This is a genomic window from Legionella quateirensis (genome assembly GCF_001467955.1).
GTDB classification, from domain to species: domain Bacteria; phylum Pseudomonadota; class Gammaproteobacteria; order Legionellales; family Legionellaceae; genus Legionella; species Legionella quateirensis.
Window position 1 is genome coordinate 212,413 of the sequence record NZ_LNYR01000049.1, and the last position, 12,922, is coordinate 225,334.

Below are 12,922 nucleotides of genomic sequence, written 5' to 3' on the forward strand. Positions count from 1 at the left end.
AAGTGGCGTAGTGGAAGAGAACGACGAAACGGCAGAGAGTGACGAAGCATCCGTAACCCCCCACACTCCGTCACCCCCCACACTCCGTCACCCTCCAAACTCCGTCACCCTCCGCACTCCGTCACCCTCCGCATTCCGTCACCCTCCGCGAAGGCGGAGGGTCCATGAATAGTGCGTCCAAAAGAAAAAAAACATATAACTATATTCTTAAGTGTAATTTGTAACTAATAACAAAAAGGGGCGTAATAACAGTAAATCTTATATAAAGGGGTTGGGGAGCAAAAGAATATAGCCAAAGAATGGACCCTCCGCCTTCGCGGAGGGTGACGAGGTGTTGGAGAGTGGCGTAGTGAAAGAGAGTGACGATGCAGCAGAGGATGACGAGGTGTTGGAGAGTGGCGTAGTGGCAGAGAGTGGCGAAGCAGCAGAGGGTGACGAGGCGTTGGAGAGTGGCGTAGTGGCAGAGAGTGACGAAGCGGCGGAGGGTAACGAGGTGTTGGAGAGTGGCGTAGTGGCAGAAAACGACGAAGCGGCAGAGTGTGACGGGGGGCGACAAATGACCGTTCTTGCGGAGGGTACTATTTTTTTCTGCTGCGGAGTAACAGGTTGATGCGATTATTCAACTTTTGGATGATAATCCGGTATCTCTTTAGGTCTATACCCTTTTATCGTTCTAAAAAATTCAATAATTTTAGGGAAATCACGGTTAATATCTCCTGTCGGCCAAAAAGGTTCATGTATCCGAATTTCCCGGGTTGAATAATCTGGGCCTATCATAACAATGGGTATATGTGCCTGACAGGCAATGTGATAAAAACCCTCTTTCCATCGTGTAACTGGACTACGCGTTCCCTCCGGAGCCAAGCCTAACCGGAGTTCATCACTGGTACGAAACAATTCAACAACTTTCTCTACCTGATTTCCTTTTTTAGAACGATCAACAGGTGCTCCTCCAACAGCTCTTAAAAAAAGTCCAAAAGGAAAAAAGAACAATTGGCTTTTAGCCAAAAAATTAACCTTGACACCAACAATAAAACGCGCGCACAAACAGATAAAAAAATCCCAGTTACTGGTATGAGGAGCAACGATTACCAAATATTTTTTATCCTTTGGTAATTCTCCAATAATAGTCCAACCCATTATTTTGTATATTAATTTGCACAATCTCTGCATGACAAAAATCCATTTTTGTTTTTATTTCAGTATATACAAAATAGGGATCATTTTAATATTTCTTTCAATTATAATTTCGACAGAAATGCTATTTTTACCTGGTACTTTTTACTGTTCTGACCGAACTACATTCAAAAAAGTGATCATAACATAGCCACCCTTACCTGATTAGACAACAATTGATTGACAACTCTACAATTTTCCGACATCTTGAGAACGAATCTGGATAGAGCTTACAAAGGAGTGTGTCATCATGTTTAGTAAAGAATTAAATGAACATTGTTCCTCTAAAGTGCTTCACTCTGTTTCTCTCCCAAAAGACATTTGGCTGGAAATCGCATTAAACTGCACCTCGCCACAGGATTGCTATAAAGTCTTAATCCTGAACAAGCTCACAGCAGAACTACTTAAAGATGAAATTTTTCATAGTGAATTAAACAAAAGAAAATTAAGTTCCTTGCAAGTATTCTGCGGTGGTGATGCTACGTTCCTATTGACCCTGGTACAGGGAAAATCGTTACTGCTTGGAACAGGAAAAAATGAGTACTATCAGCTGGGTTCACAACAGAATAGAAACCAAAAACAATACATTCCTATCACATTACCCGATGAAATGGTCTGTGTTCAAAGTGTACGGGCAAGTCATTTCCTAAGTGTGATTTGCGGTCGTGACAAGGACAATCACCCTATGGTGATTGCTTATGGAACAAATATTCAGGGACAACTTGACACCAGTAATTCATTCAATACGCCACTGTTCACGCCAATCAAATTACCGGAACAAATGACGACAGTTGAAGATCTGGTCACCGGAAGTCTTCATTCGATACTCTACGGACGTAATAAAGAAAACCAGTTGATTGTGGCAGTCTGTGGCTATAATGAATATGGTCAATTAGGTACCGGTGACACTGTTCGAAGAAATTATTTCACCCCGATAACTGTGCCAACAGAAATGATCTGCATCGAAAAAATCTGTGCTGGTGGATACCATAGCCTGATTAGTGGTCGGGACAAAAATAATCAATTAATACTGGCAGCATGTGGTGCAAATGTTCATGGCCAACTGGGTACCAAGGATGAACTTAACCGTCATCAATTCACCTTGATTCAATTGCCAGAAGACATAAAAAAAATTGTGGATATACAAGCAGGTATTCGTCACAGCGTTATTTTAGGTCTGAATCAAGACAACAGACCTATAGTATTAACTTGCGGAGCAAATAATCTGGGGCAACTGGGTACCGGCAATTTACTGAATACTAATCGATTTACCCCTATTCCATTGCCTGAGGGTATGCAGACTGTCAATAATATAGAGGCAGGAGGTTATCACACCCTGATTTGCGGCAGAAAACAAAATAACCAACCGATGGTAGCCTTATGTGGATATAATGAATTTGGTCAACTGGGAACAGGAGATAACATCAATCAATCCGAATTAACGGTTATTAATCTGCCTCCAGAAATGGTAACCGTAGATGATGTCGTGGCAGGAGAAAGGCACTCTATAATAATAGGGCGATCCAGAACCAATCAACCAGTATTAGCTGCATGCGGAAGAAATATTAACGGACAACTCGGTATTGGCGATTTAAAGGATAGGAATCAGTTTTGCATCATTGGCAAATTTTGGTACTTACGCTCTCAAGAATCAAATCTGCTCACTTTTTTTTCCCAACCAAAGCAGAACGATGATCAATCCCAATCAATTTGTTTTAGTCTGAGCGGACGTTAGCTCATAGTGAACAGTAGATCATTATCCTCACTTGTTACACATCATCCTGCTCAAACGCCTACGTACCACGGCTTGTCCGCTGTACGTAGAGCACTGATTCACAGCTCTGGAGAACATTGCAATTTATGCTCTGAGCGGTACACTATCCAACTCAACTATAAGAAAATAAACCACTATGTCGAATAATCACAACCGAATTAGCGAAGAGACCTTGAATTGGGTACGTTCTTTTATCATAGAACATAATATATGCCCCTTTGCTAAAGGAGCCGTTAATAAAGATCGCTTAAGAATCAGTGTCTCGCACTCGACAAAAAAAGCTGACTCGCTTGAAGATTTAATGTCAGAAATTCGTTTATTAGATGAAAATCCAACTATAGAAACCACATTGCTTGTCTACCCTGACTCATTTAAAGATTTTTTTAATTACCTGGATTTTATTGATTTGGCAGAACAGCTCATCATACTTCAGGGTTATGAAGGTATTTATCAAATCGCCAGCTTTCATCCTGATTATTTTTTTGCAGATACCGATCCCGATGATGTATCCAACTACACCAATCGCTCCCCATATCCCATGGTTCATCTGCTCAGAGAAGACTTGCTGGAAAAAGCGATTTTGGCCTATGGCGATACTGCACAAATTCCAGAACATAATATTGCCAAAATGCATCAACTTGGTTTAGAAAAACTAAAAAGAAAGGATTAAAATAAATACACCTAAACATCTCCAAAAATCGGATAAATGTACTAAAATTATACATATAGGATAATCCAATATTCAGGTGCAACATGAAAAAACAGGATCCTGCCCTCTCCATGCCCAACCCACGTTTACTGGCTGCGATATACTTCGGTTTATTGTCTGTGGTTGGTACTATTATTATTAACGCGTTTCTGGATTCTATTGGTGTTGATCAAATAATACCTGTTTTTCAAGCGGTAGTTTTAGGCATAGTCGTTGCTGCTTGTTCTGGAGCTGTATTTGGTGAAAGTATTGTGCATTGCAAAAAACCCTATAAATCTAAAACATTTTGGCTCGGATTTAGTATGGTAATCGCCTCATTACCGATATTTGATCTGGGTATCCTGTTATTTATGAGTGAAGAAAATGCCAAATTATTTTCAATAGCCAAATTTCATGACCTGGTTTACTTCTATTTAGTCATTCTAGCCTACAGTTATATTTTATTTGGAATTGTTCTGGCAGTTATTGCAGGTTTCGCCGCTATGTATTTACGAGGCCAATTAGTATACGATATCCTGCATACACAAGAACGACGCAAACGGGTGACTAAACCAACTCCGGTAAAAGCAAAAGTTGCACATCCACATAAGGTACATACGACGCATCGTTAAACTTAAAATAAACAACTTGAGTGACTTCCCAAGAAGTTCGGATGAAATTTTTAACGGAATTTTTAAGAAGATGCTCACTTTATAACTGTAAAATCAATATGGTTTAGCCAATGCAGGATTTAAATAATAAAAATTCACTGCTTGATTTATTAGGTCAAGGCGCGACGGTTATAACCCCTAACAATCGATTAAGTGGCGCATTACTGCAAGAATACTTCAGCTATTGCCATACGAAAACCGTAACCAAACCCAAATGTTATCCATACAATACCGCATTGATAAAAACCTATAATCATCTCATCATGCAACGCCCTGATCTACCGCATCCTGTGTTATTAAATGAAGCCCAGTGCCAACATTTATGGCGTAAAATAATTAAATCCGAACCAGGAATAACTTATAGCGAAGGCTTGCTAAGCGCCGTAATGCAAGCCTGGGAACAATGCCAACAATGGCAAATTGATCCTAAAAACCCTGAGTTTCAGTACACCCCACAAACTCGAACGTTTCAACAATGGTGGCTGCATTTTAATAAACAGTTGGAAGTGTTGAATGCCATTAATGAACATCAATTAATTCCGTACATCCTGCAAGCACCTGATATTTTATTCACACAACCGGTTATTTGGGTCTGTTTTGATGATTTTAATCCCCAACAATTGGCTCTGCAAAACCATCTGCGCAACAACAAAATAGCTCAATACCGTTATGATTTGAAACAGCAAACAGATACAACTCGAGTTTTTGCTGCCAAAGACATTAAAGAAGAATATCAACAGCTCATATCATGGCTGAAATTAAAAATAGACAAAGGAGAACAAAAAATTGGGGTTGTCATTCCCAATTTACAACAGGAATCACGCTCCTTAAAAAGAATTATTCAGCAGCATTTTGAACCCCAGTTAGTTAATATTTCCCTGGGCCAGCCATTAAGCGAATTTCCTCTAGTGGCTCATGCCCTGGTCTGGTTGAATCTGAAACCTGACCATCTAAGTCAGTTCCAGGCCGCTTTATTGCTTCAATCTCCTTATCTTGGCAATGCAAAAGAAGAATTTATAAACCGCTCACAAGTACTGCAAGACAGCACGTTATTACAAAGTCAATCATTTCAGTTACAGTCCTTTATCAAGGAAGTAACTCACTTGGCACCTCAATTAGCGGACCGTTTAAAGACTGTTAACGTATATCCTGAAATCGCATCGACGCAACAATGGATAAACCTGTTCCAAAACCGATTAAACGCGCTTGGGTTTCCAGGGGATTATGGATTAAACTCAGAAAATTATCAGTGCTATAATCGTTTTTCTTCTCTTTTCGATGAATTCAGGCAACTGCATTTAATCAGTACTAATCTGAGTCAAAATGAAGCACTTGATGCCTTGATGCAGCTTGCCGATAACACCATTTTCCAGGCTCAAAAAATCCATGCTCCAATTCAAATATCGGGTTTGTTGGAAGCATCCGGATGTGAATTTGACAGCTTATGGGTCATGGGTTTAACAGACCAGTGTTTACCGCAAAAACCGCGATTGTCTGCCTTTATTCCACCGGACATGCAACGTAAACTCCTGATGCCTCATAGTCTTCCTGCCCGTGAGTTACTCTTTGCAAAACAAACCCTGCAACGACTGAGACAGGGAAGTGCTGAAACGGTATTCAGTTATGCACGATTTCAGGGCGATACGCCCAATTTACCCTGTTCCTTAATCCTTGATTTTCCCCCGTATGACTGCATGTCCATTCCGGTTGAACCACAATATCAAAATGAATTAGTCCCTCAAGATGAATCGTACATAGTCCCGCTTTTAGCAACAGAAACAATATCCGGGGGCACAGCGTTACTTGCCTATCAAGCCAAATGCCCCTTTAAAGCCTTTGCAGAGCACCGGCTGAAAGCAAAACCGTCTCAACCCACTTCAGAAGGACTGGATGCTAAGGATAAAGGAATTATTGTTCATAAAGTCATGGAATTACTCTGGCGTCATCTGGGAAGTCAAAAAGAATTAATTCAATTGAATAAAAAAATCCTGGACCAATACATTGATCAATCCATTCAATCAGCCCTGTCGAACATGAGACAAGTCCATGCCGAAGCTGTGCCTGATCTGATAAAGGATGTAGAGTTCGTTCGCCTAAAGCGACTGGTTCATTCAATATTAGAATGGGAAAAGCAACGCCCTGAATTTGAGATAGCTGCCTTGGAAGAGTCATACACACTGAATCTTGCTGGGCTGAATTTTACCGTACGAGTAGATCGTCTGGATCACGTTGAAGGTTCCAAATGGATCATCGACTATAAAAGCAGTCTGCCTGCCAGCAAACCATGGAATGAAGAAAGACCTACTGAACCCCAATTATTACTCTATACACTTCTTGATAATGAAATTAATACTTTATTATTAATCCAATTAAAAACGGGTAAAATACTCTGCAGCGGTTTAAGCGAGAATAAACTGGATATAAAAGGTATCAGTGCATTAAAAGCAGAAGAGTCCTGGGAGCATCGCCGTAACGAGTGGCACAAGCAATTAACTGATCTGGCAGAGGAGTTTCAACGAGGGTTCTGTTTACCCCAGCCTGCAAACGCGGCACTCTGTGAACAATGTGATTTCCAAAATCTCTGCCGATTCAGAGCGACTGATAGTTCCAATTAAAACTGGCAATGATACAAAGTGAGTCTGTATTGGCAACATACCCTATAATTTAATAAACCAGGCAGGAATCATCCATGCATCATCTAATTCTTGGATACGGCTATTGCGGCTATTATTTAGCACAGGAGCTATTAAAAAACCAACAAAACGTTACGGCTCTGTCCCGACATCTAAATCACGAGATGGCACTTCCAGGCTTAAACCATTTAGCGATTGATTTAAATCAACCCTTTGACTGGACTGAACCAGATACAATTTTGTATTACCTGATTCCACCACCCGCTCAAGGAGACCATGATGTTTTTCTAAAGCAATTTCTTGGTCACAGTTTAATAAAAGCCAGGAAGGTACTCTATTTTGGATCCAGCGGGGTATACGGTAATCATCAAGGAGCATGGGTAAATGAGGACTCACCCTGCCTCATCAATTATTCTCGTCAACTACGTCGTCTTGATGCCGAACAACAGTGGCTCTCCTTTTGCGCGCATCAAGAAATTGAAGCTGTACTGCTAAGAATTGCAGGAATATATGGTCCGAATCGTTTACCCATTGACGCAGCTAAAACTAAAACAGCCGTCATGGAATTAAATAAGGCGCCTCACACTAACCATATTTTTGTCAAGGATTTAGCAAAAATTGCATCGCTGTTCGGCCAAAACAAAGTGCCTCATACCCTCTATAACGTTGCTGATGGTGATCCCAAGCCTATGGGCAGTTTACAACAATTGGTTGCACAATCCCTGGGCGTAGAAGAAGCGCCTTATGAATCATGGGAACAAATCTGGGAAAAAGCCAGTCCAATGAAACGGGAGTTTATAAAGGGATCAAAACGACTGGACATCACGCGATTAAGAGCAACTTTGGGATCTTCTTATGAATTGACAACGCTCAGTGATGGGGTTAATCAAAGCCTTCAAGATTATATTGTTTCATAAGACCTGATAATAATATACTCCCACTTTGGTAACGACTCAAAAAATTCGAGACAGGTCATCCCGAGCTTATAACGTCGTTACACTAAAGTAATGATACCTACTTTTTTATTTAGAGATGAATTATGCCTTATAAGAAGAATCCAATTGATCTTAAAATTCATATGGACAATTGCAATCAATGGCTCGACACTATGTTTGCGAATTTTGAATTAAATCAATCCATTGAAGTACAATTGCGACGGGTTAAATCGTTCTATAATCGACAATATAATAAGGCAGAATGTAAATCAGCGAAAATCAGTGTCATTGAACACTATCAAAATTTAATTATAATTCTGGCCTCGGTCAGTGCTGGAGAACTGTCTCCTGAACAAGCATTTGACAGAATTGACGAATTGACTGAAATCAGACAGATAAAAATTATTGCCCATAATTTAATCAATGTCTGCGAATTACTTTTCTGGGCAGCAGCATCCGCTGTACTCTATATTTCCTGTGTTTCTGTTGGAATTCCATTACTTTTCTGTGAACCAATCTATGGATTAATTGTTTCTATTAGTTCTACCCTGTTAATGACGGCTTCAATAAATAACGCATTTAATTGCTTTGAAGAGTTTAAAACTTTTGATCGAGTGAATAAAGAGTCGGATCGAGAGAAAAGCCTGATCTCATTTTTTAATCCATCCAGGGCAAGCAATGAAACCCAAACGTTAGACAATAAACACTCGCTGGAAGATACAGAAATTAATGCAACCATTTGATAAGGAATAGAAAATCGTGATTCAGGATAACATTGATGTTCTTATTATTGGAGCAGGACCTGTAGGGCTATTTTGTGCCAATGAACTCACGCGACATGGATTGACTTGTAGAATAATCGATAAAAAAAGCTCCTTGAGTGTACGCTCCAAAGCGCTGGGTCTTCATATTCGAACCCTCGATGTTTTGGAGGACTGTGGCCTTCTGGATGAAGTCATGAAACAAGGACTTCCAATCGAAGGAGTTGTGTTTAAATCCAATGGAACAATACTGGTATCCACGTCATTTGCCGGAATTGAAGCCAACAGACATTACTTAATTGATCTTCCCCAGAACCAGACCGAAACCATTTTTTATCAAAGCCTAGAGCAAAAAGGTGTTAACGTCGAATGGGATACAGAATTAACTCATGTCATTCAATCGCCCACAGAGATCACAGCCACTATCAATAAACCTGACAATAAAATTGAATTGCTCAACGCAACCTGGCTCATTGCCTGTGATGGGGCTCATAGTACGGTAAGAAAACAAGTTAATGCTGAATTCAAAGGCTCCGAATACAAACAAGCCTGGTGGTTGGCTGATTTATTAATCGATTGGGATATCCTGGACACTCATATGACTGTCTACATCAGTGATCGGGGACCTTTAGCCTGTTTCCCTATGGGAAACAAACGCTATCGTCTTGTTTTAACAGCGCCACAAAAAGGCACGACCGAACCAACCCTCCACGATGTAACACGAGAATTCAATCTACGCGCCTCGGATCCCGCTATCCTTTCAAATCCTGTATGGATCAGCCAATTCAATATCCATCATCGTCAAATTCAAGAATATCGCTACGATAGAATTTTTTTCGCAGGAGACGCTGCTCACATTCATAGTCCAATGGGTGGTCAAGGTTTGAACACAGGAATTCAAGACATTTATAATTTGATATGGAAATTGGCTCTGGTAGATAAAGGAAAAGCAAAACCTGATTTATTAAACAGCTATCATGAGGAGCGTTTTCCTGTTGGTCAGGAAGTCATTAATACGACCGATAAAATGACCAAACTCATGTTAATCACCAATCCAGTACTGGTGGCACTTCGTAATTTATTCATTCGTTTAATAAGCTCAATAACGCCAATTATGAATTACATGGCTAAGAATATCGCTGAACTTGCAATATCCTATGCCAAAAGTCCGATAGTGCATCAGTCAGGAAGCGCCAAACATCTCGCAGCAGGTGATTACTTACCTGCTTTTCAATTAATACATAATGAAACCCAACAAGCCACAAGCAGTACCGTGATTACTCAGGGAGTAATGCATCACGTGTTTCTATTTGAAGGATTGAAGAATAAAAAATTGACTGAGTTGCGGCACATGGCTAAAACTCTGGTTCAAAAATATCCCAACTCACTAAAAGTTCATTGGGTAAGTTCCACTAAATCAGTACAACCCGATGATTCAATTACTCTTTGGATTGATGAGCAACAACGTGTTCATCAACATTTTGGTCTAAAAAAGCCCTCACTTATTTTAGTAAGGCCAGATAAATACATCGGATTGATACAACAACCAATCCATATCAATAGATTTATGGAGGATTTATATCTGCTGACTTAAAGGGATTAATATTTCATAGAGCTGAATTGAATCAGAAACAGAAGATGAAAGTATGGTTTAAAATGCCGATGATATAACACCTGATTTGGCAGTCAAGTTAGAGTCTCGTTATTAGGTGTTCCATGAATAAAAACAGAAATGATCTTGGATGATGCAAGGATAGAAATAAAGTATGAAACGCTGAGATCTGACTTCAATGCTGGATATAGGCCGGAAACTGTTTGCCAAGATCCATAAACAAAAACATCAAGCCCACCATAACCATGACATTCATTTTTTAGCACGAGAATTAGATGATTGGTTAGTTGAAGGAGTTCATGCCCTTATCGATAGCAGATATACACCACGATTTCTTAAGCGTTGTTATTTTCCAGACGAAATGATTGACCAACTCCATCTTTCCGACCGTATTCTGCAACATGTTTTGCTTCACCAATTAAAACCCACATTTCATTTTGACATGAACCCTAATTGTTATCATCTTCATAGGCCAAGCGGGGTAAAGTATGCAACGGAGCAAGTTAAATGGATGGTCAAAGATGGGGTTTCTCCCCGGCGCATCATCAGTTACTTGCATCGATGGTGTATGTGGTGGGTGAGAACAGCAGCACACTGGTTATACCAGGACTTGTTTTTATGGTTTTTGGACTCATGCCGGGATGAGCACGTGGCGGCTTTCGCCGCCGATCTTCTTTACCGGCACGATGTCAATTCGGTCAAATCTGAGACACTTGGTGATGATTATCTAGCGTCATTTGGTCTTCAAGTTGCGATTTGAGATTGATAAAATCGTTTGTTCTTACTTTACATAATGCCGTCATGGCATTCAAATCGCGCGCAGCCCGCCCGGTCTGGCCGCGTCGCGCGACGTGGGCACCGCGGCCGCTAGGAGTCTTATATATTGCAAAATCAACCGACAACTTAGAATCAAGACTAAACCAATTTTTATGCTTGTTAGTAGCCCTATTATAAAATTGTTTCGATGATTTTGGCAGTGAGATAAACTTAGGAACAGGATAAAACCGCTCATTAGAGCAGTATTCATCAACAATATGCATAGGTAGCAGTTTTTGTGCACCACCAACACCTTCTCGCCACTGCTTATCAATGGCATCCCACTTCTTTTCCCCAAGCGCGTTTAGCGAATCTACCTGTGTTTGCAGCTCTTTAATAATGGTGTTTTCGAAATCAAAATGCTGTTCAGTGATTGTTCTTCCATTAAGCTTATAAGTGACTCCGTCTGTGTTGACTTTGTTGTATTGAGCAATCAATTGTGCAAATACTTCTTTGCCTTCTTCATTACTTGGAATGCACTCAATCATTGTTGCCCACATATGCTTATCCAGAGCCCACAGTGCATATTCAAAGCCGCTTATGTTCTCAAATTCTCGCCCAGAACAATCCGTCACTTTGCCCCGTTTAAAAATTAAACTTATGTCCTGCTTTAACATCGCTTTAACCACATCATGTTCCCCGCGTGTCACATGATGCAATAATTTACGAACATCAATCACTGGTTTAAACAAAGCCAAATAATATTTTGATGTCTGAGCTAAGTTTACTAAATCACGGTTTGATAAACTTTGTGCAGTTTCAATTTTAAGTTCTGCTGGTAATTCATCAAACATCTCAAATTTGTCTTGCATACTTTCACTTTAATTCTATTCACTTGGGATAATTTAAGAAAGAATTATACGTGAATCAATTGAAAATAAAAAGAGCTATATGAATTTAAATTGCCCAACAAAAAGAGTGTTCAGAACTATTCTTACGTTAATGCGAAGTCACACCCTGTCCGCGGGACGTCGGGAGCTTGGTTTCTCCCGGGGTTATTATGAGGTTACGTTTATGACGTTTAACCTATTAAATATTATATAAGTTTTTACATTCTGCCTCTGTCAAAGAAATTAAGTTGCAAGATTACCTTCAAGTTGCATTGCGAAAATTAACCAGATGCTTAATAATGATTAAATTACTGATCTAAGGAGTGGAAATGTCACTCAACGCAACTAAAACACGAGTCCTCAGCATTGGATTAATGATTTGCTTATTAAGTAGTTGCTTTCATCCGCCATTTAATAATTTTCGGCCAGATCCACGCACCGCTCGTAAAACTGCCGGAGGAGCAACAGCTGGTGCTGCAATTGGCGCTGTAGCCAGTGGAACGGTATCGGGAACGCTGCTTGGCGCGGGTATTGGCGGCGCAATCGGCGCGGCCACTGGCCTCTATAAAGATTCCAAACCTAAAATTATCAAGGACTTAAAAAAGCAGGATATTGAATTTATCGAGTACGGCGATACTAAATTATTGATCGTCCCCACTGATAAATATTTTATGTTCAATAGTCCACGAATTAATGAACTATGCTACCCCGGTTTAAATAACATCATCCGGTTATTAAAATTCTATCCGAAAAGCCGTATTTATGTAGCAGGATTTACTGACAATGTCGGGTCTCGTTACCATAAAAGAATGCTTTCCCAGGCGCAGGCAGAAACCATGCTCACTTTTCTATGGGCAAATAATATACCTGCAAGTCGACTCAAAGCTGAAGGTTATGGAGACAAAAATGCCGTCTCAGATAATAAACTGATACATGGAAGCGCACAGAACAGACGCATTGAGATTCAATGGTTTAATGGATTAGTTGCACAAGCCCAACCTCCGATGATGTATATAAAATAAGGCT

Annotated in this window: 12 protein-coding genes; 10 read left to right on the top strand and 2 right to left on the bottom strand. The window is 40.1% G+C overall.

The window, feature by feature from the left end; all coding sequences use genetic code 11:
- Window positions 1-349 precede the first annotated feature (349 nt).
- Window positions 350-610: a hypothetical protein gene (locus Lqua_RS17540; protein ID WP_133141082.1), complete on the top strand. Its 261-nt coding sequence runs from the start codon at window positions 350-352 to the stop codon at window positions 608-610.
- A gap of 5 nt (window positions 611-615) precedes the next feature.
- Here the strand turns inward: Lqua_RS17540 and Lqua_RS17545 are convergent, their stop codons facing one another.
- The gene (locus tag Lqua_RS17545) at window positions 616-1,173 is read right to left on the bottom strand and encodes a 1-acyl-sn-glycerol-3-phosphate acyltransferase (RefSeq protein WP_058475581.1); all 558 of its coding nucleotides are present in this window, start codon (window positions 1,171-1,173) and stop codon (window positions 616-618) included.
- 253 nt (window positions 1,174-1,426) lie between these two features.
- On the opposite strand from Lqua_RS17545, the gene Lqua_RS17550 reads away from it, so the two are divergent.
- The 8 genes from Lqua_RS17550 to Lqua_RS18840 all read left to right on the top strand — a co-directional run bounded on the left by Lqua_RS17550 (window position 1,427) and on the right by Lqua_RS18840 (window position 11,010).
- Window positions 1,427-2,911: an RCC1 domain-containing protein gene (locus Lqua_RS17550; RefSeq protein WP_058475582.1), complete on the top strand. Its 1,485-nt coding sequence runs from the start codon at window positions 1,427-1,429 to the stop codon at window positions 2,909-2,911.
- Window positions 2,912-3,086: 175 nt separating this feature from the next.
- Window positions 3,087-3,620 (top strand): DUF1415 domain-containing protein, encoded by a 534-nt coding sequence (locus Lqua_RS17555; protein ID WP_058475583.1) that lies wholly within the window; start codon window positions 3,087-3,089, stop codon window positions 3,618-3,620.
- Between the two features lie 83 nt (window positions 3,621-3,703).
- Complete coding sequence (locus tag Lqua_RS17560; RefSeq protein WP_058475584.1) at window positions 3,704-4,270, top strand: hypothetical protein; 567 nt, start codon at window positions 3,704-3,706, stop codon at window positions 4,268-4,270.
- A 110-nt stretch (window positions 4,271-4,380) separates the two neighbouring features.
- Window positions 4,381-6,924 carry a PD-(D/E)XK nuclease family protein gene (locus tag Lqua_RS17565; protein WP_058475585.1) on the top strand — a complete coding sequence of 848 codons (2,544 nt, stop codon included), beginning with the start codon at window positions 4,381-4,383 and terminating at the stop codon, window positions 6,922-6,924.
- 74 nt (window positions 6,925-6,998) lie between these two features.
- Entirely contained in the window at window positions 6,999-7,859 is an 861-nt protein-coding gene (locus tag Lqua_RS17570) for an SDR family oxidoreductase (RefSeq protein ID WP_058475586.1), read from the top strand.
- A 122-nt stretch (window positions 7,860-7,981) separates the two neighbouring features.
- The gene (locus Lqua_RS17575) at window positions 7,982-8,620 is read left to right on the top strand and encodes a DUF5638 domain-containing protein (RefSeq protein WP_058475587.1); all 639 of its coding nucleotides are present in this window, start codon (window positions 7,982-7,984) and stop codon (window positions 8,618-8,620) included.
- Between the two features lie 16 nt (window positions 8,621-8,636).
- Window positions 8,637-10,232, top strand: a complete 1,596-nt coding sequence (locus Lqua_RS17580; RefSeq protein ID WP_238585610.1) for an FAD-dependent monooxygenase — start codon at window positions 8,637-8,639, stop codon at window positions 10,230-10,232.
- 196 nt (window positions 10,233-10,428) lie between these two features.
- Window positions 10,429-11,010 carry a hypothetical protein gene (locus Lqua_RS18840; protein ID WP_058475588.1) on the top strand — a complete coding sequence of 194 codons (582 nt, stop codon included), beginning with the start codon at window positions 10,429-10,431 and terminating at the stop codon, window positions 11,008-11,010.
- On the opposite strand, the gene Lqua_RS17590 is transcribed toward Lqua_RS18840, so the two are convergent.
- The gene (locus Lqua_RS17590; RefSeq protein WP_058475589.1) at window positions 10,949-11,878 is read right to left on the bottom strand and encodes a hypothetical protein; all 930 of its coding nucleotides are present in this window, start codon (window positions 11,876-11,878) and stop codon (window positions 10,949-10,951) included. The genes Lqua_RS18840 and Lqua_RS17590 overlap by 62 nt on opposite strands.
- A gap of 347 nt (window positions 11,879-12,225) precedes the next feature.
- Here Lqua_RS17590 and cmpA point away from each other — a divergent pair, with 347 nt between their 5' ends.
- Window positions 12,226-12,918 (top strand): C-OmpA-like family protein CmpA, encoded by a 693-nt coding sequence (gene cmpA, locus Lqua_RS17595; RefSeq protein WP_058475590.1) that lies wholly within the window; start codon window positions 12,226-12,228, stop codon window positions 12,916-12,918.
- The last annotated feature ends 4 nt before the right edge of the window (window positions 12,919-12,922 follow it).

Excerpts from the sequence above, each read along its gene's own strand:
- Lqua_RS17545 (WP_058475581.1), bottom strand. The coding sequence starts at position 1,173 with ATGCAGAGATTGTGCAAATTAATATACAAAATAATGGGTTGGACTATT.
- Lqua_RS17550 (WP_058475582.1), top strand. The coding sequence starts at position 1,427 with ATGTTTAGTAAAGAATTAAATGAACATTGTTCCTCTAAAGTGCTTCAC.
- Lqua_RS17555 (WP_058475583.1), top strand. The coding sequence starts at position 3,087 with ATGTCGAATAATCACAACCGAATTAGCGAAGAGACCTTGAATTGGGTA.
- Lqua_RS17560 (WP_058475584.1), top strand. The coding sequence starts at position 3,704 with ATGAAAAAACAGGATCCTGCCCTCTCCATGCCCAACCCACGTTTACTG.
- Lqua_RS17565 (WP_058475585.1), top strand. The coding sequence starts at position 4,381 with ATGCAGGATTTAAATAATAAAAATTCACTGCTTGATTTATTAGGTCAA.
- Lqua_RS17570 (WP_058475586.1), top strand. The coding sequence starts at position 6,999 with ATGCATCATCTAATTCTTGGATACGGCTATTGCGGCTATTATTTAGCA.
- Lqua_RS17575 (WP_058475587.1), top strand. The coding sequence starts at position 7,982 with ATGCCTTATAAGAAGAATCCAATTGATCTTAAAATTCATATGGACAAT.
- Lqua_RS18840 (WP_058475588.1), top strand. The coding sequence starts at position 10,429 with ATGCTGGATATAGGCCGGAAACTGTTTGCCAAGATCCATAAACAAAAA.
- Lqua_RS17590 (WP_058475589.1), bottom strand. The coding sequence starts at position 11,878 with ATGCAAGACAAATTTGAGATGTTTGATGAATTACCAGCAGAACTTAAA.
- cmpA (WP_058475590.1), top strand. The coding sequence starts at position 12,226 with ATGTCACTCAACGCAACTAAAACACGAGTCCTCAGCATTGGATTAATG.